This window comes from Sphingobacterium lactis (genome assembly GCF_051951495.1).
Classification (GTDB): domain Bacteria; phylum Bacteroidota; class Bacteroidia; order Sphingobacteriales; family Sphingobacteriaceae; genus Sphingobacterium; species Sphingobacterium lactis_A.
This window is the reverse complement of sequence record NZ_JBNHAS010000003.1, coordinates 253,159-279,593: the sequence shown is the minus strand read 5'-3', so window position 1 is coordinate 279,593 and position 26,435 is coordinate 253,159. Positions and strand designations below refer to the sequence as shown.

General features: G+C 41.5%; 25 protein-coding genes. 16 read left to right on the top strand and 9 right to left on the bottom strand.

The window, feature by feature from the left end; genetic code table 11:
* Nucleotides 1-158: 158 nt before the first annotated feature.
* The 4 genes from ACP6L2_RS13235 to ACP6L2_RS13220 form a co-directional block, all read right to left on the bottom strand.
* Nucleotides 159-1,130: a DUF5712 family protein gene (locus ACP6L2_RS13235; protein ID WP_440509824.1), complete on the bottom strand. Its 972-nt coding sequence runs from the start codon at nucleotides 1,128-1,130 to the stop codon at nucleotides 159-161.
* A gap of 12 nt (nucleotides 1,131-1,142) precedes the next feature.
* Nucleotides 1,143-1,745 (bottom strand): BfmA/BtgA family mobilization protein, encoded by a 603-nt coding sequence (locus tag ACP6L2_RS13230; protein ID WP_440509823.1) that lies wholly within the window; start codon nucleotides 1,743-1,745, stop codon nucleotides 1,143-1,145.
* Nucleotides 1,746-2,008: 263 nt separating this feature from the next.
* A complete protein-coding gene (locus ACP6L2_RS13225; RefSeq protein ID WP_440509822.1) occupies nucleotides 2,009-2,284 on the bottom strand; it encodes a helix-turn-helix domain-containing protein in 276 nt (91 codons plus the stop codon).
* Nucleotides 2,285-2,418: 134 nt separating this feature from the next.
* Nucleotides 2,419-3,174, bottom strand: a complete 756-nt coding sequence (locus ACP6L2_RS13220) for a hypothetical protein (RefSeq protein WP_440509821.1) — start codon at nucleotides 3,172-3,174, stop codon at nucleotides 2,419-2,421.
* A 520-nt stretch (nucleotides 3,175-3,694) separates the two neighbouring features.
* On the opposite strand from ACP6L2_RS13220, the gene ACP6L2_RS13215 reads away from it, so the two are divergent.
* The 3 genes from ACP6L2_RS13215 to ACP6L2_RS13205 all read left to right on the top strand — a co-directional run bounded on the left by ACP6L2_RS13215 (nucleotide 3,695) and on the right by ACP6L2_RS13205 (nucleotide 5,459).
* Nucleotides 3,695-4,588, top strand: a complete 894-nt coding sequence (locus tag ACP6L2_RS13215; protein ID WP_440509820.1) for an IS110 family transposase — start codon at nucleotides 3,695-3,697, stop codon at nucleotides 4,586-4,588.
* Nucleotides 4,540-4,740: a transposase gene (locus ACP6L2_RS13210; RefSeq protein WP_440509819.1), complete on the top strand. Its 201-nt coding sequence runs from the start codon at nucleotides 4,540-4,542 to the stop codon at nucleotides 4,738-4,740. The genes ACP6L2_RS13215 and ACP6L2_RS13210 overlap by 49 nt, the downstream gene beginning before the upstream one ends.
* Nucleotides 4,741-5,186: 446 nt before the next feature.
* The gene (locus ACP6L2_RS13205) at nucleotides 5,187-5,459 is read left to right on the top strand and encodes a hypothetical protein (RefSeq protein WP_076784035.1); all 273 of its coding nucleotides are present in this window, start codon (nucleotides 5,187-5,189) and stop codon (nucleotides 5,457-5,459) included.
* Here the strand turns inward: ACP6L2_RS13205 and ACP6L2_RS13200 are convergent.
* Complete coding sequence (locus ACP6L2_RS13200; protein ID WP_440509818.1) at nucleotides 5,443-5,751, bottom strand: DUF4298 domain-containing protein; 309 nt, start codon at nucleotides 5,749-5,751, stop codon at nucleotides 5,443-5,445. The two genes, ACP6L2_RS13205 and ACP6L2_RS13200, sit on opposite strands and share 17 nt — an antisense overlap.
* 85 nt (nucleotides 5,752-5,836) lie before the next feature.
* On the opposite strand from ACP6L2_RS13200, the gene ACP6L2_RS13195 reads away from it, so the two are divergent.
* From ACP6L2_RS13195 to ACP6L2_RS13135, 13 genes are all read left to right on the top strand, one after another.
* Complete coding sequence (locus tag ACP6L2_RS13195; RefSeq protein ID WP_440509817.1) at nucleotides 5,837-6,100, top strand: hypothetical protein; 264 nt, start codon at nucleotides 5,837-5,839, stop codon at nucleotides 6,098-6,100.
* 210 nt (nucleotides 6,101-6,310) lie between these two features.
* Nucleotides 6,311-6,985 (top strand): glycosyltransferase, encoded by a 675-nt coding sequence (locus tag ACP6L2_RS13190; protein WP_440509816.1) that lies wholly within the window; start codon nucleotides 6,311-6,313, stop codon nucleotides 6,983-6,985.
* A 9-nt stretch (nucleotides 6,986-6,994) separates the two neighbouring features.
* On the top strand, nucleotides 6,995-7,552 hold the full coding sequence (locus ACP6L2_RS13185; protein ID WP_139423757.1) for a serine acetyltransferase: 558 nt from the start codon (nucleotides 6,995-6,997) through the stop codon (nucleotides 7,550-7,552).
* A gap of 87 nt (nucleotides 7,553-7,639) precedes the next feature.
* Nucleotides 7,640-8,866 carry an IS4 family transposase gene (locus ACP6L2_RS13180; RefSeq protein WP_440509815.1) on the top strand — a complete coding sequence of 409 codons (1,227 nt, stop codon included), beginning with the start codon at nucleotides 7,640-7,642 and terminating at the stop codon, nucleotides 8,864-8,866.
* 203 nt (nucleotides 8,867-9,069) lie between these two features.
* Nucleotides 9,070-9,528 (top strand): MaoC family dehydratase, encoded by a 459-nt coding sequence (locus ACP6L2_RS13175; RefSeq protein ID WP_440509814.1) that lies wholly within the window; start codon nucleotides 9,070-9,072, stop codon nucleotides 9,526-9,528.
* A 15-nt stretch (nucleotides 9,529-9,543) separates the two neighbouring features.
* Nucleotides 9,544-10,608, top strand: a complete 1,065-nt coding sequence (locus ACP6L2_RS13170) for a 3-oxoacyl-ACP synthase III family protein (RefSeq protein WP_440509813.1) — start codon at nucleotides 9,544-9,546, stop codon at nucleotides 10,606-10,608.
* Nucleotides 10,609-10,801: 193 nt separating this feature from the next.
* Entirely contained in the window at nucleotides 10,802-11,863 is a 1,062-nt protein-coding gene (locus tag ACP6L2_RS13165) for a fatty acid desaturase family protein (RefSeq protein WP_440509812.1), read from the top strand.
* Nucleotides 11,864-12,225: 362 nt separating this feature from the next.
* Complete coding sequence (locus ACP6L2_RS13160; RefSeq protein ID WP_440509811.1) at nucleotides 12,226-13,335, top strand: DEAD/DEAH box helicase; 1,110 nt, start codon at nucleotides 12,226-12,228, stop codon at nucleotides 13,333-13,335.
* 31 nt (nucleotides 13,336-13,366) lie between these two features.
* The gene (locus ACP6L2_RS13155; RefSeq protein WP_260045108.1) at nucleotides 13,367-13,561 is read left to right on the top strand and encodes a cold-shock protein; all 195 of its coding nucleotides are present in this window, start codon (nucleotides 13,367-13,369) and stop codon (nucleotides 13,559-13,561) included.
* A 146-nt stretch (nucleotides 13,562-13,707) separates the two neighbouring features.
* Nucleotides 13,708-14,079, top strand: a complete 372-nt coding sequence (locus tag ACP6L2_RS13150) for a response regulator (RefSeq protein WP_440509810.1) — start codon at nucleotides 13,708-13,710, stop codon at nucleotides 14,077-14,079.
* 771 nt (nucleotides 14,080-14,850) lie between these two features.
* On the top strand, nucleotides 14,851-16,221 hold the full coding sequence (locus ACP6L2_RS13145; protein WP_260039925.1) for a site-specific integrase: 1,371 nt from the start codon (nucleotides 14,851-14,853) through the stop codon (nucleotides 16,219-16,221).
* Between the two features lie 6 nt (nucleotides 16,222-16,227).
* The gene (locus ACP6L2_RS13140) at nucleotides 16,228-17,250 is read left to right on the top strand and encodes a hypothetical protein (protein ID WP_260039924.1); all 1,023 of its coding nucleotides are present in this window, start codon (nucleotides 16,228-16,230) and stop codon (nucleotides 17,248-17,250) included.
* 176 nt (nucleotides 17,251-17,426) lie between these two features.
* Nucleotides 17,427-18,176 (top strand): hypothetical protein, encoded by a 750-nt coding sequence (locus ACP6L2_RS13135; RefSeq protein ID WP_440509809.1) that lies wholly within the window; start codon nucleotides 17,427-17,429, stop codon nucleotides 18,174-18,176.
* 150 nt (nucleotides 18,177-18,326) lie between these two features.
* Here the strand turns inward: ACP6L2_RS13135 and ACP6L2_RS13130 are convergent, their stop codons facing one another.
* The 4 genes from ACP6L2_RS13130 to ACP6L2_RS13115 form a co-directional block, all read right to left on the bottom strand.
* Entirely contained in the window at nucleotides 18,327-18,698 is a 372-nt protein-coding gene (locus tag ACP6L2_RS13130; RefSeq protein ID WP_260039921.1) for a hypothetical protein, read from the bottom strand.
* An 82-nt stretch (nucleotides 18,699-18,780) separates the two neighbouring features.
* The gene (locus tag ACP6L2_RS13125; protein WP_260039920.1) at nucleotides 18,781-19,275 is read right to left on the bottom strand and encodes a hypothetical protein; all 495 of its coding nucleotides are present in this window, start codon (nucleotides 19,273-19,275) and stop codon (nucleotides 18,781-18,783) included.
* An 18-nt stretch (nucleotides 19,276-19,293) separates the two neighbouring features.
* Nucleotides 19,294-25,794, bottom strand: a complete 6,501-nt coding sequence (locus ACP6L2_RS13120) for an FG-GAP-like repeat-containing protein (RefSeq protein WP_344675315.1) — start codon at nucleotides 25,792-25,794, stop codon at nucleotides 19,294-19,296.
* Nucleotides 25,745-26,254: a hypothetical protein gene (locus ACP6L2_RS13115; protein ID WP_440509808.1), complete on the bottom strand. Its 510-nt coding sequence runs from the start codon at nucleotides 26,252-26,254 to the stop codon at nucleotides 25,745-25,747. The genes ACP6L2_RS13120 and ACP6L2_RS13115 overlap by 50 nt, the downstream gene beginning before the upstream one ends.
* Nucleotides 26,255-26,435 lie beyond the last annotated feature (181 nt).

Genomic DNA, 26,435 nt, shown 5'->3' with positions numbered 1-26,435 from the left:
AGAAAAGAAGTTAGCAAAATACACTACTAAGGGTTCACCGTAAATACCCAAGGCGAGAACAGCACTGGCCTAGAGCGTTGGGGTTTCGCAAGCCGCAAATGAGCGGGGGGCATGTAACAGGATTGACCGGGAAAAGCGACGCCTTTTACATATTACCGCTATCTTCCCCGTCCTTTTTTCTTTCGCCGGCGTTTGCGCTCTTCATCCGTTACGCTACTCTCCGCTTCACTCGCGATATTGCCGGGATCAAGCAATCCCCCCAATATATCGGCTGCCGCTTTTGTAAGCTCCCCAGCTATACCCGCGACCTGTTCGAAGGCTTCGATGCCCGCAGCCTGCAAGCTATGGTCGGGCTGGTTGTTGATATACGGCTCCCTGTGGGTGTCCTGCTCTTTCGCTCGGGAGTACATCTTTGCCCGTTGTTCTGTCGTACCGTTCTTCATGGTATTGGCATATTCCATACTTTCTTTTAGGTCCCGTTCAAAACCGAACATTTCATCAAAAAGAGTCTCACCGGACTGTTTGAACGCCGTTCGGTCAAACTGGCCCATTTTTCGTGAATGGGCGGTATTCCTTCCCCGTGAAGTGTTCTGCGGACTTAACTTTATACGGTCTGTTATGTCCTTGCGGCTAACGATCACCTGCACGTGCATCTGCTCACCTTCTTTGCGCTCTCCTCTCTGTTTCTGTCCGTCCTTTACTTCCTTATCTTTATGGCCGTAGTAACGGTAGTTTTCCAGTTTGCCGAACCATAAAAGATCTCTGCTGCTCGCGATACCCGGGCGGTTGAAATTCTGTGCATACCTATCCATTACGCTAACGGCAAATTCTTTCAGCTTTTCCTTTGCACCTTCCTTGCCATAAAGCGAGATAAGATGCCTTATCTCTTTTTGGCTCGGGCTGATATTGACCAGAAAGAACTTACTGTCGTTTCTGCCGAGTTTGGCAATGTTGCCATCGATGTCCATACGCACGGTATGCCGTTTGATATCCTGACCGGTTCCATTGAACCAGTTTTCTTTTTCTTCGGCCTTTTTTGCCATACGATTTTCTTTCTCAAGATAATTTACCAGTGCCGAACAGCTGCCCTTGTTGCCACCTGTTTCCGAAGCCGTAATATTGATATACATGGGCTGCTGTTTCTAGAGTTTGTCCAATGCCTGCCTGACCTGCCGGGCAAGTTCGTCTTTCTTTGCCGCTGAGGTCGGCCATCCGAGGTTTTCCCGCTGCTCGATATAGTGATCGAGTATCCTTCGAAAGTCCGTTTTAAGACACTGCCGGTCGGGAATGTCCGAAAGTACTTTTTTCAGCACCGCACCCATCTGTTTTACATACACCTGCGTATCGCCGTGTGATTTTTCACTGCGCCGCTGTGATTCACCGACAGCTTTGGTGAATGCTCCGTACTGTTTTGTAGTTGCCACGAGTTCGTCCACTGCGGAATATATAGGCACGAGCAGGTCGTTCTCCTGCTTGCGGATAAAGGAAAGGATGCGGCTTATTCCGCTCGAGAGTTCTTTTTTCAGCACCTCATCATTCAGGTCGGAAGGATCCTTTTTGCTCTTATAAAAATAGTCCACCATCTGCATGACAACTTCCCGTTTTGTACGCCCCAGCTTACGTGCCAGAAGCGAAAGCCGCTCGTCCACCTCTTTGGGGAAACGTACCGATTTACTGTTGGGATCGATCCTAGTCATTGCTGCCCCTTTCTCTGTGACCGAATATAAACCGGAACCTGCTGGCATTGGTCGGATGCCACGAAGGGATGTATTCCAGATAACCGTATTCTACCAGTTCGGACAGGCATTTATGGTAGGTCGTTATCGACTTTATGCGTGAAAAGCGCATCAGCCTGCTCCTGCTGGTGTGAAAGAAATCGAAGGGGCTGACCGGAACATGGTAGTAGAACAGAGCCATGACCAGACCGATATGTGACGGGAGCAGCCTATCGTCGCTGGTTATTTCCTCAAAGTATCTATTGAAAAGATATCCGGGCATCCCCATGTGCCTATCCATTATCGTTCCCCCCTTCCATCATCCTTTCGATATGCTCCCTGCGGTAATACATACTGCCTCCGATCTTTTGATAAGGTAACGTCCCGTTGATACGGAGGTTCTGTAATGTTCCGGGTGATATACCGAGCATCTTTCTTACCTCGGCACTGCGGAGCCACTGGCGGTCGCTTTCCTTTTTTGCCTTTTCCCCCAGGATCTCCCTGATCTCCTCCATCATTTCCATCTTCATTCTGCGGAGGTCTTCTTTCGTTACGATGTCTATTTCCATAGTTTCCCAATTTAATTTCTGTCCAGTGCGGCAACCGATATGGACGGTGCCAACGGGACAAAATTGGGGGATATTTGGGCAGGTTGGATGACCAACGGAGTCGGCTGGTCATGTCCAGATAGTGGACAGGAGGGTTAATCTTCGTCTTTGGGTACGATCTTGAAGAGTTTTTCATACTCTTCGATCTTCACGCCCTTTGTTGCGTCCCTGGGATCCTTCTTCACGAAATAGTTCCTCGCGGTATCGATGGATATGGCTTTTCCCTTATGGGTGAAATACTTTGCGACAAGTTTGTAATAGGGACTGTCGTAATCGCTCCTTACCAGTTTCCTCCCGTTTGGAAGGGACAGTTCCTTTATCTGGTGGATCAGGTCCATGAAGGTGGATAGAAAATCGTCCTGTATCATGGCCTTGCCCGACACCTCAAAAACTTTGAGCTTCTCCAGCTTTTTCTCCAAGGCTTCGATCTGTGCAGTCAGCTCGGCAATCTTTGCATCTTTTTCTTTAAGGAGGGCATCGCTGGGGGCGATGTTCCATTTGTCCCTCTGTGAAAGGAATTCCTGAAACTCCTGCAGTTTTTCGATGTTCGACATATACTGCGCATGTCTGGAAGAAAAGGGATCCTGTCTCTCAAAGTGTTCTATCCGTCTTGCAACACGCTGCCAGACATGCGCAAGGAACTCCTTCTCGCTGTTGCCTTCGTCCTTGGCGAGATAATATTCCAGATGGTAGAGGTAGTAGTCTTCGAAGGACGAGGGTTCAAGCCCATATACCTTCAACAGGAAATGGTTGTCGTCGCTGCCCTTTTTTAAACCTACAAGTACCCCTAGATCGTAAGGATGAGCCTTAAATTGAAATGCTCTGCGGTATTTAAAATATTTTGACGACATAACCCAAATTTAATAAAAAGTTGTAAAACTGGTTTCGTGATATAATGATATATCCATCTAAATGTATATTGATATCATGATTTATTTATATATCTGTAAAAGTCTTTGCGGTATACCTTAGAGTATACCAAAAACGACTTTCTTGAAGCCGTCAGGCAATAAGGGTATCCCCGGAGGATACCCAAAACCCCGTTTGCAGCGCATACGGCAAGCAAAGTAGGGCTCTGCCCAACTTCCGCTTGCTCTATTAACTTGTCCTAAAATCACAATATTTCGATTTCTCAATCGAATAAAGAAGACAACTTACCTTGCTAATTCCTAAATTGGTTCTAAAACTTTGGTGGAAACCGGAAATCTAAATGGTGCTATAATTGAGCCCTTCCTGAAATCTGGTTCGGATATATAAACCTATGTGCTATAATTAGGCATTTGACGAATTATTTGGTGATCCGCAGTGGAATCCCGTACAGAAAATTTTTGATCAGAAAATATATTCCCTTAGTTTCTTAATCAATAAATCATGGAAAAGAACACTATTTCCCTACAGATCGTCAATCCTAAAGCTGCAGGTATTGATGTTGGATCGACTATGCACGTTGTTGCTGTAGATCAAAATATTGACAATGTATGCTCCTTTGGAGTGTATGCAAAAGATCATAATAAAATGACCGACTATCTTCATAGCCATAATATTACTACAGTGGCAATAGAAAGTACCGGCAGCTATTGGCAGACACTTTTTAGTTTTCTACAGCGATGCGGATTCGAAGTAATTTTAGTTTCTGGAAACCAGACAAAGAACGTTAAAAGAAAGAATACCGACGTTATCGATGCTATCTGGATTCGAAAGCTACATTCGTTGGGTTTATTATCGGTAAGCTGTTTGCCCAATGACACTATGGAGGAACTGAGAACCTACTTTAACCATCGCCAACATCTAATCGAACAGATTGCGCGATATACATTCAAAATGCAAAAAGCTCTTCGGTTAATGAATGTGAGACTGGATATAGCGCTGCGGGATATTACCGGGAGGTCATATATGAATATTATCGAGGCGATACTGACTGGAAAAAGAGCCCTTAAGTATCTATCTTCTTTAATTGACATACGTATAAAAAAGACCAGAGAGGAAGTCGCAAATTCGTTGGAAGGAACATGGAGGTCGGAATTATTGTTCGAACTTAAGGCATGTTTGGATCTCTACCGTTATTTTAACAAATCCCTTGAAGCGTGCGATGATGTGATTGGAAAAATTCTTATTTCATATACCCCTAATAGAGTATTAACCAAAGAAGAGGAAAAGCGATTTAAAGGATACAATAAAAAAAAACAAAGAATGCACCATCTTTTAATATCGCAAAAATGGCCTACCAATTTTTTCGTACAGATCTCTTCGCCATTAGCGGAGTAAGCAATAATACGGTTTTATGCCTGATGACCAACCTAGGCGATGACATCTATAAATTTCCAACGGCAAAAAGTTCTGCATCATGGCTTAGGTTAGTGCCAAACAATAAGGTCAGCGGTGTGCGTATACTGAGCAGCAAGGATAGAAAAGGTTAAAATACTATCGCCATAGCGCTAAGACGCGTAGCAAATTCTATCGGTAAGCAGAAGGATCATAATCTGTTACCCTTCTTTAAAAGAATAGCGTTCAAAAAGGGGCGTGTAGCAGCTGTGACAGCAACAGCTAGAAAATTGCGATCATAATATGGAACATGATCACGAGGACTGAAGAATATTCGTCTCAAAGAATAAGTGCTGACCGAGAAAAATTCAGATTGAAGCGATTAAAACAGGTTCAGAGGAATATCCACAATTTAAACCTTAGCCAAGAAGAATTCGAGGGACTTATACAGCGTTGTTCACCCCAAACTTAGATGAGTGTTGTACAGAAATAAGTTTATACATATTATAAAAAAACACTACTAACCGACAAAAAAATATAAGGAGCCATCTATTCAGGTAGCTCCTTTTTTCATATTTTAGTTTTACTACACACTAAAAATATGAGTGTTATCATGCCGGGAGTTTCCATAGGAAACAACTGTATTATCGGTTCTTTAAGCGTAGTAAGTTCTTCTGTTCCAGATAATTCGGTTTATGTTGGAAGTCCCGCGAAATTCATTTGTACTATTGATGAATATGGCGAACGATTGCTGACGAACAATGTGATGTATCCGCGAGAATTGGAACAAAACCGAAAAGCACTCGAAGATTATCTCCAAAAAAATCTTCCGCACACCTACAAACCTGTGAAAAATTCTACTCCACGCCCTTAACGCCAATTTTCAACATTCTTAGCGACAGTTCGCGGAAATCTCCCAACGTATTGTAAGCCGCATCTTCACTCAAAACACCGTGCGGGAAACCGACTGGAAATCTATTTTCGTTCGCCGCTTCGAAATCTTTGCTCCATTCTTCGCTGTAGTAATAACTATAAAGTTTTTGGTAATTGGGTAGGTTCTCTTCCCATTTTTTCAATAGATTTTCCATTTCCTTGATCAACTGGTCGGTTTGGTTCAAGGCATTTTCCATCTCGGTGATTCTTTCAAGATCAATTTCCATTTCCATTAAAATTTGCTGCAAAAATAAAAATTTAAAAAAGACTAAACGTATATTTGATGAAAATTAAGTTTGCAAAGACGGTTTCCTTAGCATGAAAAAAAAGAAAATCCTCGTCCGAATCGGTTCTCTGCGTCATGGCGGCGCAGAAAAAGTTTTGGCGACTTTTCTTAAAAAACTTCCGGACGATAAATACGAAATTGATCTTCTACTGAATTTGTATTCCGGAAAATATCTGAGTGAAATCCCAGATTGGATTAATGTTATTTACCTGAACAAAGGCGAGATGATTACCACCAACCGGCTTCAGGATATTCCGGTAAAAGTTTTCCGCGTGATGTATCAGTTTGTTTTGTAGAAGTTTCCGAAACTGCTCTACTCCACGATTTTAAAGAATAAAAAATACGACATCGAAATTGCTGCAATCCACGGATTTCGCGATGAAATATTAAATTCGCCATTAAAGAATTCAAAAAAAATCGTCTGGATTCATAATGATTTACGCAAAACTCATTTTCACAACTACACCGACAACGAAATCCGGAAGTTTTTCGGTTTTGATAAAATAATGGTGATTTCCCAGCATATTCAGAAAGATTTTGAATCACTCGCAAAGAATGAGGATGAAAAGAGCCGGATTGTCCGCGTTTATAATCCATTGGATACTGAAGAAATTTTGCAAAAAGCCGGAAGAGAAAAGCAGGAAGTATCGAACGCAGTACCCGTTTTCGTCTCTGTAGGAACCGTTTTTCCGCAGAAAGGTTTCGACAGATTGTTGAAAGTACATCAAAAACTTCTAGAAGAAGGATTTAATCACCAACTCAAAATTGTTGGTGATGGTTATGATTTTGAAAACATCAAAAAACTGAAATCTGATCTTGGTGTGGTCGATACTGCAGATATGACGGGCTTTACCGACAATCCTTATCCGCACTTTCGGAATGCGGATTTCTTTGTTCTGAGCTCGAGATATGAAGGTTTTCCGACGGTTTTATTTGAAGCAATTACTTTAAAAAAGAAAATTATCGCCACCGAAGTTTCGGGAGTTAGCGAAATGCTGGAAAACGGAAAATTAGGACTTATTGTAGAAAATTCCGAACAGGGAATTTATGATGGAATGAAAAAAGCACTTGAAAATCCCGAATCTTTCGACAAATACCTGGAAAATATGAAAGGTTACCAAATGCCATTTACCCTCGAAAAATCTGTGCAACACATTCAAAAAATCATCGATAATCTTTAATTTTGTCTTATGCAAAGTAATCACACTAGTATCCAGAAGGATTTTTATAGGGAAAGCGGAAATTGGCTGTCTCCTTTGCAAATTTGGGCAAAATGCATCAATCCCAACTTGCATTTTATCTATATCTTACGGAAAACCCAGCATTACAGGAAAAACTCTGTATTAGGAATGTTTTGGCGATTAGTTTTAAGGCATCATCAAATTAAATACGGCTTCCAAATCTATCCGGAAACACAAATTGGAGAGGGTTTTTATTTGGGACATTGGGGAAACGTGGTGATCAACCCAAAAGCGAAAATTGGAAAAAACTGCAACATCGCACAAGGCGTATCGATTGCCCAAGCCAACCGTGGAAAAAATGAGGGCGTTCCTGTGATTGGTGACGAAGTGTGGATTGGTCCAAACGCGGTGTTGGTGGGAAAAATATCAATTGGCAACAATGTTCTGATCGCACCGAACGCTTATGTGAATTTCGATATTCCTGATCATTCTGTGGTTATCGGCAATCCCGCAAGCATCAGTAGCAATACCAATGCTACAATGGGATACATTAATAATAAAATTTAATCACTACTAACCGACAAAAAAATATAAGGAGCCATCTGTTCAGGTAGCTCCTTTTTTCATACTTTAGTTTTACTACACACTAAAAATATGAGCCATAAAAATACAGAAAAGAATTTAGTCGGTCAGCCAATTTTCAAACAAATATTGCAATTTATCCCCCGCAACAAGTTTGATTTATTGGTTAACAAGCATCAATCAGACCGATATTATAAAACATTTGATTCGTGGACGCATTTGATGACGATGCTTTTCGGCATATTCAGCCGATGCGATTCTATGGGTGAAATATGCGATGGGATGCAAGGTTTGGCAGGGAAACTCAATTATTTGGGAATGGAAAAATCTCCCGCCAAGAGCACGGCAGGCGATGGGCTTCGGGGCAGGGACAATGAATTTTTCAAGGATGTCTATTTTATGTTATTGGAACATTTCAAGTCCGTTTTGTCGGTCAGCCATATTGATAATGTTTCTTTTGCCAAGCTTTTCATCTTCGATTCCAGTACCATACGCTTGTTTTCAGACATTATGAAAGGAGTAGGCAGAAACCCCAAGAACGAAGGAAAGAAAAAAGGCGGACTGAAAGTACACATGATGACAGATGCCCACAGCGATACGCCTGAATTTGTGAAAATCAGCGAAGCTAAACTGCACGACAAAAATTTTCTTCAGTATTTGAATCTGGCAGCCCACAGCATGATTGTTTTTGACAGAGCTTACAATCATTACCTACAATTTGCCCATTGGACGGAGCAACAAGTCAATTTTGTGTGCAGATTGAAGAAAAATGCGGTATATCAAGTAGAGGAAGAACTCTTCAGACAAGAGTTGCAAGACGGAGAATCCGGTGTTTTGCTGGAAGAGCACGTTCATCTCATTTACAAAGAAGACAATAAGCAAAAGACTTTATGCCTCAGAAAAGTAAACTACAGGGATGATAAAGGGCGGATTTTTGAGTTTATCACCAATAATTTTGAAATCAGCCGGGAAGAAGTCGCTTTTTTGTACAAACTTCGTTGGAACATTGAACTATTGTTCAAAAAACTCAACCAAAACTTCCAGTTACATTATTTTTATTCCGAAACAGAAAACGGCATCAAAACCCAAATTTGGTGTACCCTGATTGCACAGCTACTGTTGCAAGTTCTACGTGTAAAATCAAAGAGCAAAAAGGCATTTTCTACCATTGCGGCACTCATCAGGATTCATTTAATCAGCCATCTGGAAATATTTTGGATGGTACAGAACAGCAGGAGAACTTACACGAAACAGAAAAAACGAAGAAAACCACCTTGGATACAGACAGAATTGTTCTGAAAAACAGAGAGGTGAGTTTTTGTATTCTTATAAAAACATATTGAAAAACAATGTTTTATGAAGGAATATTACTCATTTGTGTGTTTATCCGTTTGATAGTGATAAAAAAATAAATTTGGTAGAACTCGAAATTTGCTGATTACACCTTCTTTTTTTAAACTTGTGTATAAAATTGGCAATATCTATTAATATTATACAGACACATGGTAATCATCAACAATTTTGAAGAATATAAATCCCATGAAGGGAAGATTTTAGGGATTTCCAACTGGCATAAGATAGACCAAGAGCAAATCAACAGATTTGCTGAAGCAACATTGGATCATCAATGGATACATGTTGATAAGGAAAGGGTTGAAAGTGAAGGCCCTTTTAAATCTACCATAGCTCATGGTTATCTAACGCTGTCCTTGATACCCTATTTGTGGAAGCAGATCGCAGATGTGCGGAACGTAAAAATGGAGATCAATTATGGGATAGAGCAATTCAAGTTTGGACAGGCCGTACCGGTCGACAGCGAAGTTCAGCTACAGGCCACAGTGAAATCAATTACGAACCTGAGGGGAACTGTAAAAGCTGTAATTCAGGCGAAGCTCGCAATTAAAGGCTATGCTAAACCAGCGTATGTGGGAGACGTTGTCTTCCTCTATCACTTCAATTAAAGAGTCGAAAATAAAATGTCAGCATCAAAAATTATCGCTACCGGAGCATATATACCTACTATAGACGTTCCAAATGAATTGTTTACTGTCCGTTCATTTTTTGGTACAGATCAGAAAGCAATCGAACAGCCTACAGAGACAATAATACAAAAATTTAGTATGATCACCGGCATAGAGCGTAGGAGGTATGTGCCTGAGGGAATGACAGCGTCCGACATGGGTGCTTTAGCTGCACAGCAGGCCATTGCTAACGCAGGAATAGACCGGGAATCCATAGATATGATAATTGTCGCCCACAATTACGGTGATATGAAATACAACGGAGCGCCGCGTGATATGGTGCCATCGCTTGCATCCCGTATCAAGCATAAACTAGCGATTGGAAATACGAAGTGTATCCCTTACGATATCATATTCGGATGTCCGGGATGGCTACAGGGTGTTATACATGCAGATCAAGCTATAAAAGTAGGAGTAGCGGATACTTGTCTTATCGTAGGATGTGAGACCTTATCGAGAGTACTGGACCTCACGGATAGGGACAGTATGATATTTTCTGACGGTGCAGGCGCATGTATCATGAAGCGCGACACATCCGGCAAAAACGGTATAATAGGTACGGCCGTCCGCTCTGACAGTTCAGATGAACTGCAATACATCTATTCTGCTGGCTCCAATACTGGCGATGTGACAGATCCGCGCTTTATCAAGATGAAAGGCCGTAAAGTTTACGAATATGCACTAAAGCATGTCCCTCAGGCTATGAAAGAATGTCTGGACAGTAGCGGAGAGAAAATCGAAGACCTAAAGATGATCCTTATACACCAAGTAAACGAAAAGATGGATGAGGCGATTGTCAAAAGATTCTTTGAATTATACGGCATAGACCGTCTGCCGACAAATATAATGCCTATGAATATATCGACCATGGGCAACAGTTCGGTGGCTACCATTCCGACTCTGTTACATCAGGTATCAAACGGTCAGATAGATCCATTCCAGCTCTCTGAGGGGGACCTAGTCATGTTTGCTTCTGTGGGTGCAGGGATGAATCTCAATGCTGTAACGTACAGATGGTAAAAGCTTTTATGATCATGAATGTATATCTAAACGGCTGTACCGGGGGGGGATAACTTGGTAGTTGCATTATTTTTTGCTGCTTTTTGTTCTAAAAATAGAAAATTTCTATCTTAGCAGAAACAGCTCGTCTGTAGAAAAAAAAATATAAGTTAGTAATCAGTAAATAATACAATATCCCCTCCCGTTTAAATCAATGAACCCTACCATTAAATTCAATAATGTAAATACATTGTTCTCTAAATCCCTAAAACAAAAAACATCCGAATACTTCAAAAGTACCTCACAGAAAAAAACAGGCAACAGAAAGCTTTTTCTGAAAGCAACTATCCTGTTAGCGACATTCGTAATCTTATATGTCGTATTGGTCTTCGTGCCCATACACTGGTCTATCAGCGTCCTGTTATGTATACTTTTTGGCGCAAACCTCGCCGCTATCGGCTTCAACATCATGCACGATGCCGGACACAATTCGTTTTCTGACAATAAGGGTGTAAACAGCGTACTATCTTATTCGCTCAACCTTTTGGGGGGCAACATATATTTCTGGAAAATAAAACATAACATCGCCCATCATACCTACACGAATATCGATGGAGAGGATCATGATATCGAAATCAAGTTTATGCGCATCCATCACGATCAGGAATTAAAGAAACACCATCGTTACCAACGCTTCTACTTCCCTATATTATACGGCGTGTCCTATCTGGCATGGATTTTCTTTCAGGATTATGAAAAATACGTAAGGGGCAGAATGGGGCTAACCTCCGACAAGTTTCACTTCCCCGTAAAGGAAAAAGTCATTTTTTGGATCAGTAAAGTGTTGCATTTCTGTTTATTCGTGATAATCCCGATATGGAGTGTCGGATTGGTGCCGACTTTAGTAGGTCTGTTGATTGCCGGAGCTGTGTGCGGCATGAGCCTTGCCACTGTTTTTCAACTCGCACACGTGGTCGCAGGCACCGAGTTTAAGACCATAGAGGAGTCCCGTGTTGAGGAGGAATGGATGGTCCACCAAATCCAGTCCACGGCCAACTTTGCTACAGGAAGTAAAATACTGACATGGTTGTTGGGAGGATTGAATTTTCAGGTAGAACACCATCTTTTTCCAAAGGTAAGCCATGTGCATTATCCCGCTCTAAACCGTATCGTACAGGAGACATGCAGGGAATATGGCATACAGTACACGGAGTTCAGTTCTTTCTGGAGCGCATTCCGATCCCATGTCAAAGTGATTCATGCCATGTCAAGGTAGATCGTATTATCTTTCACAGACAGTACATTCCCTAGGGGGTTATATTAAATTTGCATATATGGAAATATAGTTGTAGTTTTGACCCCAACACAAGGCTCTGCCTACGATTTTTCTGGCCAGTCTGGTTATAGCCTCACTTTCAGTTCAGTTTATTCAGTCTCCATTTTAAAGTTATCAATAATATATAGCATTAATCTGCTACGCGACATTTAGGTTCCGATTTTTAAGTCTCCCATATATTTCTGTTAACAAAACGAAAATTGCCTTACTGCATGTGTAAGCAACGCCTTGTCTTATAATAGGTATAATCTTATTTCCAATTGATCAACGATAGAAATAAGAAAAACAGTCAACAGAAAACAATGGATTTCAAAAACATCGGGCTCATAGCTCCGCTTTTAAAAGCTATCAACGGATTAGGACATACTGCACCTACCGCCATACAGAAGCAATCTATTCCTTATATTATTGAAGGTAAGGATATAATAGGTTGTGCACAGACAGGAACCGGAAAGACCGGGGCTTTCGCAATACCACTTCTACATTTATTAGCTACTGAACAATATACCGGCAAAAAGCCGCGCGCATTGATAGTGGTGCCGACACGGGAGTTAGCTTTGCAGATAGACCAGAGTTTAGCAGATTACGGTAAATATCTACCCATCGAACATACGGTCATTTATGGAGGTGTTTCCCAGTCTAAACAGGTATCCCGTTTGCAAAAAGGTGTGGATATACTTGTGGCCACTCCCGGACGCTTGTTGGACTTAGTCAACCAGGGTCATGTAGACCTCAGTTCAGTCCGGCGGTTGGTTCTTGACGAAGCAGACAATATGCTCAATATGGGCTTTGTCAACGATATCAAAAAAATATTGAAACGCATTCCTGCCCAAAAGCAGACGTTGCTGTTTTCAGCAACCATGCCCAGTGCAATACGAAAATTTGCCGGAGAAATTTTGGATCAACCTGTTGAGGTCACTGTTTCTCCCATATCTTCGACATCTGAAAAGGTAAGTCAGTCTGTATTCTTTATAGACAAGAACCAGAAGACAAAACGGTTGACCAAGATGTTGCTTGATGAAAAAAACATACAGACACTTATATTTATGCGCACCAAGCATGGTGCAGATCGGCTGGCAAAGTCACTCGGAAGAAGCGGGGTACAGACAGCATGTGTACACGGCAACAAGTCGCAGAACGCCCGGGAAAACGCCCTTCTATCCTTTAAGAATGGGAAGATCAATGTACTTATAGCCACAGATATTGCATCTAGGGGAATTGACATTAAAGAGCTTCCGCAGGTCATCAACTACGATCTCCCAGCAGATTCCGAGACATACGTACACCGTATAGGACGTACCGGACGGGCGGGAAATGAAGGGAAAGCCGTTTCATTCTGTAGTGAAGATGAGAGACCGATGCTGGCAAAAATCCAAAAACTGATCGGCTTTCAGGTGCCGATAGCACAATAATCGAATAATTTATCAATAAAACAATAATACAATGCAAGAAGGAACAGTAAAATTCTTTAACGAAACTAAAGGTTTCGGTTTTATCACACCCACAAATGGCGGTGCTGATATTTTTGTCCACACGACAGGACTCATGAGCAACATCCGTGAAAACGATAGCGTAACTTACAATGTCGAGCAAGGTCAAAAAGGCCTTAATGCGACAAATGTCCGTGTAGCACGATAAATCCCTGACGAAAAATATTACCATCGAGGATATAGCGGGGCAAAGAAAATTTGCTCCGTTTTTTTTAGAAATTACCACACTATCTTCTTAAAGCATATTATTGTTAAGGAGAATGTTATTCGCAAAACTATTCATCCAGATTTCAAATGGCACTAAATAAGATATTAATTTATGATGACCCAATTGTCATACTCAATACATTGGAGGCGATCCTTCAGGAAAATGTAAACGCTGAAATCTCGACAGAAAGTCACAGTCCGAATGTGATACGGCGATTATTGAATGAAAGTATAAATTTTTTGATTGTCGATCTTTCGATGCCAACGTTGACTGGACAACAATTGATCAGAAATATTCGCGATCACGGCCAACTTCAAAATACCTTTATATTATGTATGTCTGCTAATAAAGACGGACAGCAAACCGCGTTGGAGGCTGGAGCGGATGTGTTCCTTGCTAAACCGTTTGGCATAGAAGACCTGCTTTCCATTGTGGCCATAATTGTAGGGTCAATTTAAATTCATTCGCGGGAAAGTGTCTCTCGTACCTTAACGAGCAGAGAACCTTAATCATGGATTTCCCGCCAGAATCGTATAAATAGTTGTTCAAACGTAAGTTGCAACGGTGGAGAAGAAAGTCTATAGATTTGTCTGCGCATTACAGGTTCCTTTTGCAGTACGCAATCCTGCGATTGTACAGGCGAAATTCCAGCTTATGGCCTTCTGGTATAAAACTCCCTTTGATGAATCCATTGGGCATCCCACACGTTGTCTTCCTTCCGGGCAGTTGTCTTGAAATAGGAATCGACAAGTTTTTATTCCGATAACCCTTCGGATATTTTAATGAGGAAATTTTGTTCTCCATTGAAAACAGAATCGGTAAATTTCAAATAAATGGACCTGCGCACGAATTTTCAATACCAATCTAGTTTGTTTTAACCATATAGATTCTTTATATTTAATTCATATAGCAATTGCAGCTAAAACGTATGTCAAACCAGTGAGTTATTCGGTGAGTCGGCAAATAAACGGTTTGTAAAGTGCTGATAAAGAAAAAGATGTTCAAAGGGTTCGGTTCCCCTACGGGCTACCGAGAGGCTCCAAAGAGGGCCAATGAGATTCAAAAACCGCGTTTAATTATATTTAAATGCGGTTTTTGTTTTTTACGATTCTCTGTGATTCTCTAAAATTCACCAAAAAGAACCCCGGCAAGAACCCCTGAAAACTTCCTTTTGAGCACTTTATTTGGTACCTTGTCGTATTGTTTAACCGTTATAAACCACGATCAGCATGGTAAAGACAGTCAAGATAGAATGTGGGATCAGTTTCAGGCTAAGGGAGGCCGGTTCCACCAAAGCTACACCGATCACCTGTTTCGTAGAATTCAACGGCAAGCCCGTGGTCAAGATCCCAACAGGCGGCAAGATCCTTCCGTCCAAATGGAACCCCGAGAAAGAGAAGCCTGTAGGTGGGCTGAAAGGGCTTGACCATCAGGAAGCCAAGGCCATTTCCGAGCGGGTCTCCTTTGTCAGGTCGGTCGTCGAAACCAGTTACAGGGAACATGTTTCCAACTTTAGATCCTATCCCAACAAGGAGTCATTCAAACAGCAGGTCATAAATGTGATCAATGGAAACGGAGAAAATAGGCCAGAGGAGGAAAAAGCTGACCTGTCATTGCTTTCCTATTTCGAAAAGCAGATCAGACTGAGCCGTGAGGGAAAGCGATTGATCATCAAGGGACCAAGAAAGGGACTTCCCTACCGTGAGAATACAATACTATCATATGAGGGAACACTTGAACTTCTTAAGGACTATATCAAAACACGTAAAAAAAAGAGACTCCACTTTGAGGATATCACCATGGATTTCTATCACGATATCCGGAGCTATATGTTTGAGGACTCCCGTTTCTCGCTGAACTATTTCGGCAAGGTCATCAAGCACATCAAACTGTTCATGCGGGAATCCGAAGAAGAGAAACTCCACGGTTCGGATATCTATCGGTCAAAGGGCTTTATCAAGGTTGAGGAGGATACCGATGCGGTCTACAATGATATCAAACAGCTGGAGGCAATCGCTGCGGTTGATCTTACCGGACATCCCGGCCTGATCAATGCCCGGGACCTTTACCTACAGGGCGGATGGACCGGACTCCGCTTCCAGGACTATTCTGTTCTGCAGGAAAAGGCCCGGGTCGTAGGAAACTTCATCCATATCGAAACGGAAAAGACGGGAGTCTTTGTCGCCATACCGATATTGCCCGCCGCCCGTGAAATATTGGAAAGGTACCGTGAGGAAGATGGAACCTACCGCTACCCAAAACCGATCAGCAACCAGAAGTTGAACGACTATATCAAGACCATCGGAAAAATGGCCGGGCTTGCACATCCCGTGACAATATCGGTTCCCGACGGCGGTAAAAGGGTCAAAATAACGATCCCTTTCCATGATGCAATGGGTACACATACGGCGAGGAGATCTTTTGCTACAAACATGTACAAGCATTACAGGCTTCCGGCCCAGACCATCATGAAGATCACGGGACATACAACAGAGGCCAACTTCTTTAAATATATCCGTATGACCCCTGAAGAAAATGCACAATTCATATTGGACACGGTTACTGAAAGGATGGCATTGGAAAAGAATAACAAAAAATAGATCGATATGGACATGAAAGAATTTCAGCAATTTTTATCGAACCTCGAGGATATACTGTGGTTTCCAAGAGTCTTTATCCAGAGCAAGAATGGTAAGTCATGGGATGATATATCGACAAAAAAATACTTCTCCACGGCATGGATGGATTTTTTCTCGGGAATCCATGACGGTACGTTCCAGGGCATGGTAGATAACCTGATAAATGGAAGTACGTTCGAGCAGAACGAAAAGGAGATCACTGAGCAGCTCACACCCATTCTTGATCATTTGGAAGCGTCCGAACCGGAGAAGGGAGCCAAGAAGCTTGGAGTAAAGATCGATATAGAAAAATTTGGTCGTTACCGGGAGATGCTTAAGGAAATGAGCGCAAAGGGAATCATCTTCGATATCATTCAGGATGAGGAGGACATTCGGGAAACTTACTTTATAGATTTCAGACCGGCAGATACGAGATCCTATCTGATCCAGTGTCTGAATAAAATATTGGACAACCCCCGAAATTCCAGGGAAAGGAAGATCAAGGAACTTGAGCGCCAGATTTCGGAAATGGAAAAAACGAACCTAGAGCTATCTACCCTTCTTTCAGGTTCCAGAGCAGAAGTTAGTGAACTAAAGAAGAAAAGCGGAGAAGACTGGGAGACAGTCCAATCGGTCAAAAAAGACAATAGTGAGCTCAGGGAGCAACTCTCAAAGTTTGTGGACAGTGACAAGGATGAGGCAACCGAATCCATAAAAAACAATAAGCTGCGCATGTACTACCTTTACAAGCTCGGTTTTTTGGACGATGCCATTTGGAACGAAAAGCTCGGCTACGAACAGCGGGTCAAAATACTTTGTAGGATATTGCAAGGGGAACCGCTGAAAATAGATACTGCCGTGCGATATTACAAACTGTTCAATTCCATAGGTTCGGCAGAACTTAGAGCCTATGAGGCCGAAAATGAAAGGACAGTTTTTGATTATATAAAAACTCTATGTGATATCGAATTAAAGAATGGTGAATTCATCAACAGCCTGAGAAAAAAATAAGAGGGAACAATGGGAGTGGGATTTCTTTCGTTTTCGACACGCTTAATTGTTCTCTAAATCACTTGTATAAATAGCTTTTTCGTTTCAGGGGAAGGGAGAGTAAATCCAGTGAATATTTTGTGATATATTTGTATCATATCCATAACAAACCAAAGTAAAAATAGATTATGATAAAGGTGTTTTTTTCAGCTCTTCTTTATTTTTCGCTGATATTCTCCGTATTTGCTCAGAAAACTTCCAAACCTTTTTATGGTACGTATGGAGATTATTCTACCCGCCTGACCCTAAAACCTGACAGCACATTTGAGCTTATTGAAGCCGATCCTATTTTTCCTTATACTTTTGAAACCTTTACCAGCAGCGGTTTTTGGAAATTACAGGGAGATACAGTAGTTTTAAACCCACATCTGGAAAAGAGATTACCCAAAATAACTGTACTGGAAAAATCGGTCAAAAAAAATAATGATTCTATTTCACTGAAGATCAGCTATTATTTGGAAACTTATGAGAAAAATAAGAGGGTCAGCATATCTCCGTTCAATTTTGAATTACTTTCCATATATATCAACAAAAGAAAAAACTACCGGAACATAGTCCATTCTCCACACAATAGACATTGCATGTTTTCTCCGAGAATAAGAAAGCAGGTGGTTATCGATTCAACGAAAATATTTAGCTTTCCGGGGCAGGAAGTTTCCAAGTTAGGGATATATTCGTACGGTTTTGAGAAAGTTATCGAAATTGAAGTCAATAATCCCCACGCCAACCATTTCGAAATCACTGTCATACAACCTTTGGACAAGGAAAGGATGCCAAGGAGCAAGAAGGTAATTATCAAAAGGGGGCAAGCCTACTTCTATGAATGGAAAGGAAAGATATCCAGTGGAATTTTCTCTTTGTCTCCTTTGGTGCATTTGGGTTTGTGAAAATAAGGTTTATAACTAGTACGATTGCCAAAAATTATATCCCTCCTTTTTTGGACGATGAATCGGCATTAGGTTTTGTCACCTTAATTTCCCTCCTCAGCCTATCAACAATTTTATCTATCGGCACTGATAGCTTACTCCAAGATATAATTACAGCATCATATCCACCAGATCTCTTTTTTGTTCGGTATTAAAGATTTTCAATGAACTGTAGGTTATGGTCAGATTGCGTTTATATCTATCTTTTTCATCTTTAAAATAGTTGAACTTGTCGCTTAAATTTGCACCGTTGCTCCCGCTAAAAAAAGCGATTTTTTTGTTGGTAAAATCAAAACCTCGTTTGAGGCTTTCAAATAATACATTGAAATAGGCACTCTCATTTGGATTAAGCAACAGAGAACCATCGCTTCCCAATGAATCGAGCTTCTCCAAAATATCCTTTGGAATATCTTTAAATTCTTGAACCTGCCCATAGATATTCATGCTATAGAATAGCATAAACACAATTATAAAACGTTTCATGATCGTTTTGGTAATTTGAAATGTAAGTATTTTTAACCTTTGGAAGCCATCCAAAGTACAGCTTGAAATCATCAGATAGGAATTAAAAAATAAATCTCATTTTGCCAACTTCTAATGACAAAGCCCTCGTTTCTCTAAAAAAAGGCTTTCCACTTCCGAGAATATTACTGTTTTTTGGGAAAATAAAGTCCATTTTTCCATCATTCCATGTCTTAGATTCCTTTACAAGATCAAATCTTAAAGTCTGCCCGTTTGAAATTAAAACTTTACGATTAGAAATATCTACCTTTTTACTTAACTTGATTGCTCCCGGGGGCAATCCATTTACTTTGATTAAATTTTCAATCCATTCATCAACATTGCTTATTTCAAGGTCACATCCTTTAGGACTCAATTCAAATATGAGGAACGCTTCTCTTATAAAATGAGATTTTATCTCCAACTTACACTCAGAATTATTTTTAAGAAAAAATTGACGTCCTCCATTAATAAGGACATATTTATTAGCTTCACATGAAAACAATGTTCCAAATGTTAAAATAGCGATAACTTTCAATATCAATAACCTATCTTTCATAATTGGGTATTTTAAATATTATCTTAAAGGAGTTGGATTATAAGGTCTTCCATCACGATAATCGTAAGAAACTTTTTGAGCTTGATATTCTAATGTTCCTTTAGTATCGTAAACTCCTTGTGTACCAAATTTAAGAGCCTCTAAAAGAATCCTTCTATAAAAATTAGCAAACCCTAACTGTTTCTGTTGTAAATAATGGTGACTTTCTTCAATTCTGACATAATCTTCTTCAAAATTACTTCCATATGCATTTCTCCCTAGTGATACTCCTGTTCCTCCCAGCCAATCAGCAAGACCACCAGTTCTGTGGATCGGCCTATCTTTTCCATGCGGAATATAACTATCATTGAAACTCATTGCAGGTCCCATAACTCCGATATTGAACAAAGTGTTTGAAAATCCGCCAATTGCACCCCCGATAGCACTGTTCAAAATTATGTTTTTATCATCACTTCCCAAAACTTTTTGAACAGCCCCTGAAGTGGCTCCGGTCAATGCTCCCTTTCCCGCTGAATAAGACAATTCCAAAAGTGAATTCTTCACACCTGTCCCAAAACCAGAACCCTTAATGGGATTGAATTTAGGAATGGCAGAACCGACCAAACCGCCGGCGACCATTCCGGCAACAGAGGCCAGGTTTATTTCGCCTCCGTACATAGAGTTGGTCACTACCGAGCTCACAGTCTGAGAAAGCATGTTGTAACCAAATGTATTCCCAAAGGAACCGAGGAGACCGGAGGTGCCGATCGCACTGAAACCTCCTCCAATTGCTCCCCCAAATGCACCCATTGCGACTGCATTTCCAAAACCGCTCCAATTCCAGTTCCCTGTGATTGCTGCCTGTACAGTATAGGAAACCGCCCCAACACCGGCGCCGATGATAGCTCCCCAAAATATTCCTGTGAGAATGGGAATAAAGAAGAATTCTCCATTTGGATCGACATAAATCAAAGGGTTGTTAAGGGCATAGGCAAACCTGTTATAGTTCTGGGTATTGAACGGGTCCTGGACAAATCCATCCGGAGAAAGGAATCGAGCGAGCCTCGAATCATATAGCCTCCCGTTCATATTGATCAGTCCGACGCTCAACAGGTGCTCGTGGCCTGTAAATCCCCTGTCCAGGATGGCGAACTTGGTAAGGTTATTATTGCTGCCGTCAGTAAGTTTGACAATATTCCCCCAGGCATCGAATTGCCTTTTCTCGACAATACCACCGGTAAGGTTTGTTATCATGACTATACTTCCGAGATAATCCCTGTGAAGGTAATAAAGGGCTCCAGCAACGGGAGCACTTCCCTTGGACTCCTTCCAGATTGCAGGTGCCGAATAGGCATCGCCCCCAAGATATAGGAAAAAGGAAACCTGGCCTGTCTGTGTGTCGTGGACTATTTCAGAGCTGCCGTCACCGGCATAATGCTTCCGATATCTTCTGAGCATTTTATCGGCCTGTTCTCCCCCATAGAACATATTTGCCCGGCCAAGGGAAGAATTGTACTGGAAGCTGATCCGGTCATGTCCGGTCTCGTGGATCTCTGTAGGCGCCTTAAAGGCATTGAAGCCAATGTTTTGGGGAGTCTTTGTCTGATAATGGGCGCTTGCTGCAGTATTCAATGTCAGATCCTGTTGTTTATAGCTGACCCCGCTGTATGAATAGGTACCCTGCCTCGTGTTTTGGGTAATCCTCCCTCTGGTATCATATTGCTGGCTCTGGCTACCATTATTGTCATTGAATGTGGTCAGTCTGTCCAGGTTGTCATATCCGAATGATTCGGACCAATCAAAAGCACTGTTTGTCCTGTTTGTAGGAAATTCCCGCTGTACATTGAAGGTAGTCCCCAGGTTCATCAACGTGGTCGGTGTCCCCGTGGTCCTGTATAATCTGCGCTGTTGTGGAAATCCATAAATGTCATATCTTAAAGATGTTCTCGAAACTCCCTGGGAAGCAGCTGTCAACTCTCCGCGAAGACTAAGCGAGTCCACTCGCCATAAAATATGTCCACCATCAGGTGTTGTGGGAAGGTTCAGCTGTTTGATCAGACCGTTCTGATATTGTGTTAATACAGTTTTTTCAGCGGAAGTTGACGTTGCCTTATGGGTGGCCTTGATCTTTGTACTGTTTACCCTGCCAAAAGCATCATATAGAAAAGTCCTGTTGAACTGGGCGAACGTATTATCTTCGGTCTGGGAAGAAAGTCGTTTATAGGTATCATAGGCATAGGTATCCGTCGAACTGTTGCCGTCCGCATTTACCAACGCTACTTTATTAAGAAGCTTTGAGGTTGCGTCATAGGTATAGGTCCATTGCATATTGGTTGCAGTGCCCGTAAAATTTCTTGTAGACAGTTTCCCCGCCTGGTCATAGACAAATTGGGACTGTCCCAATGGTGAAGTTTCCTGTTTTACCTGCCCCCATCCGTCATATGTGTAGAGGTAAGTTCCCGCACTGGGATCAACCAACTTTGTTCGCTGTCCCCATCCATCCTGCTCAATTGTCTGGACGCTGCTTCCATAATTGGAGGTTTTTAGATTTCCGTTCGCAAAATAGGAATACGTAACCGTTCCCCCAGGATCCTGTACGCTAGTGACCATATCGAAACCATTCCGGGAGGTCGTCACGGACTTGACTCCGTCGTTTACGGTCATATTTAGACCGGCATAACTATATGTCTTGACCCTTCCTGTATATTTTGTGGATTGATAGGTCCTTCCATAGCCGTCAAATGTTATCGTATTCCATAAGGTATAATTGCCCGGGGGCGATATTTCACTGGACTGATACACCCTTCCATATATGTCATATTTCCAGGACCGGCCTTCAAAAGTACCAAGGACGGTTTTATCCCTCTGTTCTATTTTTTGGCCAAATTGATCCATAGTCGTAACGGTTGAAGATCCGTCATCTCCCATAGCGGTTATGATGGTATTGAACACGTTTTTGGTATAGGTATTGGTCTTCACTTTCCCCAGATAATCCGTAGTGGTCAAAACTCGGTTCCATGTATCGTATGAATAGGCTTCATTTCTATTATATCTATCTGTATATGAAGTCAACATACCGGATGCCGAATTGTTTATAAAACTCTCGGATAGGCCATCGGCATCGGTATATTTGGTCCTGAACCGCCCAGTAGCATCATAGGTCATGTTTTCGGTCCGTGATCCGTCCGCTGGGGTTGTCGTTATCCGTTTCGTTAAATTACCAAAGACATCGTAGGTCAGGGCCTGGGTGATAAACAACGTGTTGTGCCCCTTGTCCTTTATCTGTGTCGGAAGGTGTCCTGTATATACAAGCTGCTTTTCTGTAGTATAGATCTCTGTTCCTACCTGTGTCGTGTCCTTTTGGTTGGTCAGCCTACCTATATAATAGGTTGCTCCCGTACTGTTTGCATATGTCCTAGCAGACCTTTCTGACCCCTGTCCATTGATGTCGGTCCTCTGAAAGGTAAGATTATAATATACATCATATGTAAACCTCTGGTTCTCATAGGTTCCCAAAAGCTTGTCTTTTAGAGAAGCGTAGGTAGGTACATTGACGAAAGTCTTATTGGCCAATGTGCTAGTCTGGTATAGATGATCCTGGCGACTGATATAATCGCTGAGAGTTGCTCCGTCAGGTACTCCTCCAGCAGGAGGCGGACTGGAGAGGGCCATGTTCTTTATCGCACTGCTGATATAGCTGTTCTTGGAAACAAATGTACGGAGGTTTGCCCCTCTTAATTGTGGACTCTGAATTCCTATTGTATAGGTACGGTTTACATCGGATGCCCCGGTGTGCAAATTGCTCCTGATGCTCTCTCCGAACCCAAGGAAGCCCAGTCCGTCTGCGTTTGTTACCGCATTTGCATACCCAAAGGTCTGTAGTCCCATCTGCCCGGCTGCATTTTTAGTTACAGCACTCGTAACGTACAACTGGGGAGCAAAGTGGATATCTATATAAGGGAACGTTTGGAAATAGGAGGAATTATATAGGGGTAGTCCGTTGCCGTTAGTACCTTCCATTAATCTGGCATAGTCGATGTAATGGTCTACTCCATCATGAAAAATTGTAGAGAGATGTCCTTCCTTCATCATATCTTTATCGGAACGGAACAATGATATCGAATTGTCACTTATGTAACCGTATTCAAGATTTGAATTCTGCTGGTCTGGGTTAAGGAATATTGGAATAGGATTATGACGAACATTAGTTGTTCGAGTGCTGGAAACGACATTCCCATAAACTGGTCGATAATTAGTATCTATTCCAATATTATGATAGATTGATACTCCAATATTGCCTGTTGAAGTCGAGTTATATGTCGTACTTTCGCTATGAACTATATCAGTTTTTCCATCATTGTTTACATCTGAAGGAACCAAGACATACTGCTTCATTGTATTGGTTCCGTCCCAGGTATTTTGTTTGTTGGTAAAAAGTTCATTTTTTTCATGTTTTACAAATCCATTACCTGTAGACATAAAAGTAGCAAAGAGACTATTATATCCTGTAGAAAACATTACATCCATTTTCCCGTCGCCATTATAATCACCTACCAATATTTTTTGGTTACTATGAATACGGGAGTCATTCACGCTCCATTTATGCTCGATGTAATTGGTAGTGCCCATTAGAGAATATACATGCATACTACCAATTTTGACGACAAGAACATCCGTTCTCCCATCGCCGTCAAAGTCTGATGAGAATAACTTATCTCCACTATCAAAATTTGAACTCACCCATCCGAGTTCGAATACAAAATTCTCAGTTTTTCTTCTATCTAAGTCAATAAAATAAGCAAATGATTCAGACTGAGAATATTCTTTGTGGCACTCCCCTGGATAAATTGGGTCAGGATATTCCCCAGTGATTATTTGTTCATTTAAACTTACAGCAATCTGGTCCGAAAGGCCATCTCCATTAAAATCTCCCGAAAGAAACTCAAATTTCATTGGCTTTCCTTCATGGTATTGATTGTCACAATTAGAATAATAGCCCATATGTAAAGGTATGTTATCCCAAAGTTTTGAATACTGAAAGTAAACAGGAGATACAGTTCCAGATGAGTAGGTCTCAAACTTATATTTATTCACTCCTTCACTTTTAACAAGCAAAATGCCGGTTCCAGGTAAGATTTTATTCTCATGGTTTAGCCAGATAGTCGGAAATATGTTTGTAAATGTACCGCTATTCACCTCATAACCAAGCTGCATATATGGAGATCCTGGATCCAGGTCAAAAAAAGCATAGAATTTGTCCTTGGAGGTTGGATACAAAATAAAGTCCATGCTTCCATTTCCTGTAAAGTCCGCTGTGATTATCTGAGAGTTATTGCTTGCAATTCCAGTGAGGCTTAAGTTTGAAATTACTGAGGACGTGAGCATATTAGTTGTACTATCGTACTCAAAACTAATCGGTGCAAATGCCGAGGTCTCTGGACCATCGAATTCCTGGATTCCGGTCATACGATCATAGTTCAGCGTGCCCACGGTAGAATAAACGGGCACATAATGTCTGTAACTTGTTCCGTTCGCTATTACGCTGACCTTATTGATCCGTCTGTCGGAATAGAAACCTGTTCCGGCAACATAGTTCTGTTCTGCCCGGTTTGCGACGGCATAACTGAACTCTACCCTGTTGAGCGCTGTAGCTGTTCCCCTACTGCCATAAAGAACTTTCGTAATGAACAGGTTATTGCTATAAGTGGTATATTCATAACTGATCCGTACTCCCTGCGCATTTTCCATATAGGTAATACCATATTGGAGCCTTGATCTTGAATTTGCATTCTGTCCGTAATAGGCCTTTGAGCCATTTGGATAGAACACCTCAAAATATGCCGGCCCAAAGGATGCGCCAAATGGAGAGACTCCCCTGGAAACTATCTTTAGATTCGAATACTGTTCCGTTTGGTACTCAGCCCCATCTCCTCCATAAGTTCCACTTTTTAGAAGGAGTCGTTGACCGTCCAATGCGAATCGATCATTCAAATCAAAATTGACCCCTCCCACACGGTCGTCTGAATATTTGGCGGCTCCCACACGGGAAACCGAGGAAAGTCCAAAGATATTCCAGCCATAGCCAGCGGTACCTCTGGTGCTCTGGCTATTATAGAGCAACCCCAACTCTGGAACGAAGCCATCGATGCCAGGAGGTAGGATGAAAGGAATGGTATAATTCATCGCGCCTGTTGCGGAAACGTCCAGATTGGTTTCTGTTCTCCCGGCACTGATAGTTGCAACTAGCGCTTGATGAGCTGAAATTTTCTGGACAGAAGGGACCAAGGTGTCAGAAAGCTGGACCTTTAGCGTATCAGTCGTGAATTGTGGAGAGGTTGAAGCATTCAACTTTGCGATGGAATCTACCAGGTGCAAAGTCAATATTTTTCTTCTGTCCAGGCCGATCGTATCGGTTTGGATCCTATTTTGTGAAAGACCGTCAAAACAAATAATGAAGATCAATGATAATATGATAGCCGCCTTTTTCATGTTATACCTCCTTAACTTTTTTAATAATAACCTCGGTCCATGTTTTGTCATCTTTAGAAATTCGGAGATGATAGATTCCGGGAATCAGATTTTCTGTAGAAAATTCAACATAGTCGTCCCTTTTGAGCTGATCCAAGGCTATCGTTCTTTTATTGCCGACATCAAAAAGCGAAACCTTGGGGATATGAAATCTGTTTTCGGTTTTTGGATGTACCTGAACAGTTCTTTTCTGTTTGTCGATATGTAGACGATAACTGTCCTCTATATAAATGACTTCAAGATTCGTTTCACCAACAGAAGTGTCCCCTTCAGATCCTGAAATGTTTACCGTAGGACAATTTATACATACCCACAGCCGTTTTATTTGATTCCCGGAAGCGTCGAAGGTAAAGGTGAGTTTTTGAGAAAATGCTTTTTGAGAGAAGGTCGTCGCTAGCAAAACTAAACTCAAAAGAATCATACTATTTACCCCTATCTGGGACCTATTATTAAAAATTGTCTTCCTTTTCATAATTTATTGATTAGTAATTCCGACGATTCCGCATACATAGAATGCTGATCCGTTTATAACTTAGAGATATTACAATCAAAATTATCATCAAATTATATCACTATTCGGACAAAAAAATATTTTTTTGACCATAATTGGCCGAATTATCCTATTAATAAAGGAGAACAGCATAGCAGGCAAT

Bases quoted from the DNA above. Each gene is read 5' to 3' on its own strand.
- ACP6L2_RS13140 (WP_260039924.1), top strand. From the start codon at position 16,228: ATGGACATGAAAGAATTTCAGCAATTTTTATCGAACCTCGAGGATATA.
- ACP6L2_RS13165 (WP_440509812.1), top strand. From the start codon at position 10,802: ATGAACCCTACCATTAAATTCAATAATGTAAATACATTGTTCTCTAAA.
- ACP6L2_RS13175 (WP_440509814.1), top strand. From the start codon at position 9,070: ATGGTAATCATCAACAATTTTGAAGAATATAAATCCCATGAAGGGAAG.
- ACP6L2_RS13155 (WP_260045108.1), top strand. From the start codon at position 13,367: ATGCAAGAAGGAACAGTAAAATTCTTTAACGAAACTAAAGGTTTCGGT.
- ACP6L2_RS13190 (WP_440509816.1), top strand. From the start codon at position 6,311: ATGGTGATTTCCCAGCATATTCAGAAAGATTTTGAATCACTCGCAAAG.
- ACP6L2_RS13225 (WP_440509822.1), bottom strand. From the start codon at position 2,284: ATGGAAATAGACATCGTAACGAAAGAAGACCTCCGCAGAATGAAGATG.
- ACP6L2_RS13160 (WP_440509811.1), top strand. From the start codon at position 12,226: ATGGATTTCAAAAACATCGGGCTCATAGCTCCGCTTTTAAAAGCTATC.
- ACP6L2_RS13235 (WP_440509824.1), bottom strand. From the start codon at position 1,130: ATGTATATCAATATTACGGCTTCGGAAACAGGTGGCAACAAGGGCAGC.
- ACP6L2_RS13195 (WP_440509817.1), top strand. From the start codon at position 5,837: ATGAAAAAAAAGAAAATCCTCGTCCGAATCGGTTCTCTGCGTCATGGC.
- ACP6L2_RS13230 (WP_440509823.1), bottom strand. From the start codon at position 1,745: ATGCCAGCAGGTTCCGGTTTATATTCGGTCACAGAGAAAGGGGCAGCA.
- ACP6L2_RS13220 (WP_440509821.1), bottom strand. From the start codon at position 3,174: ATGTCGTCAAAATATTTTAAATACCGCAGAGCATTTCAATTTAAGGCT.
- ACP6L2_RS13215 (WP_440509820.1), top strand. From the start codon at position 3,695: ATGGAAAAGAACACTATTTCCCTACAGATCGTCAATCCTAAAGCTGCA.
- ACP6L2_RS13180 (WP_440509815.1), top strand. From the start codon at position 7,640: ATGAGCCATAAAAATACAGAAAAGAATTTAGTCGGTCAGCCAATTTTC.
- ACP6L2_RS13145 (WP_260039925.1), top strand. From the start codon at position 14,851: ATGGTAAAGACAGTCAAGATAGAATGTGGGATCAGTTTCAGGCTAAGG.
- ACP6L2_RS13170 (WP_440509813.1), top strand. From the start codon at position 9,544: ATGTCAGCATCAAAAATTATCGCTACCGGAGCATATATACCTACTATA.
- ACP6L2_RS13120 (WP_344675315.1), bottom strand. From the start codon at position 25,794: ATGACAAAACATGGACCGAGGTTATTATTAAAAAAGTTAAGGAGGTAT.
- ACP6L2_RS13210 (WP_440509819.1), top strand. From the start codon at position 4,540: ATGGCCTACCAATTTTTTCGTACAGATCTCTTCGCCATTAGCGGAGTA.
- ACP6L2_RS13130 (WP_260039921.1), bottom strand. From the start codon at position 18,698: ATGAAACGTTTTATAATTGTGTTTATGCTATTCTATAGCATGAATATC.
- ACP6L2_RS13185 (WP_139423757.1), top strand. From the start codon at position 6,995: ATGCAAAGTAATCACACTAGTATCCAGAAGGATTTTTATAGGGAAAGC.
- ACP6L2_RS13115 (WP_440509808.1), bottom strand. From the start codon at position 26,254: ATGAAAAGGAAGACAATTTTTAATAATAGGTCCCAGATAGGGGTAAAT.
- ACP6L2_RS13200 (WP_440509818.1), bottom strand. From the start codon at position 5,751: ATGGAAATGGAAATTGATCTTGAAAGAATCACCGAGATGGAAAATGCC.
- ACP6L2_RS13205 (WP_076784035.1), top strand. From the start codon at position 5,187: ATGAGTGTTATCATGCCGGGAGTTTCCATAGGAAACAACTGTATTATC.
- ACP6L2_RS13150 (WP_440509810.1), top strand. From the start codon at position 13,708: ATGGCACTAAATAAGATATTAATTTATGATGACCCAATTGTCATACTC.
- ACP6L2_RS13125 (WP_260039920.1), bottom strand. From the start codon at position 19,275: ATGAAAGATAGGTTATTGATATTGAAAGTTATCGCTATTTTAACATTT.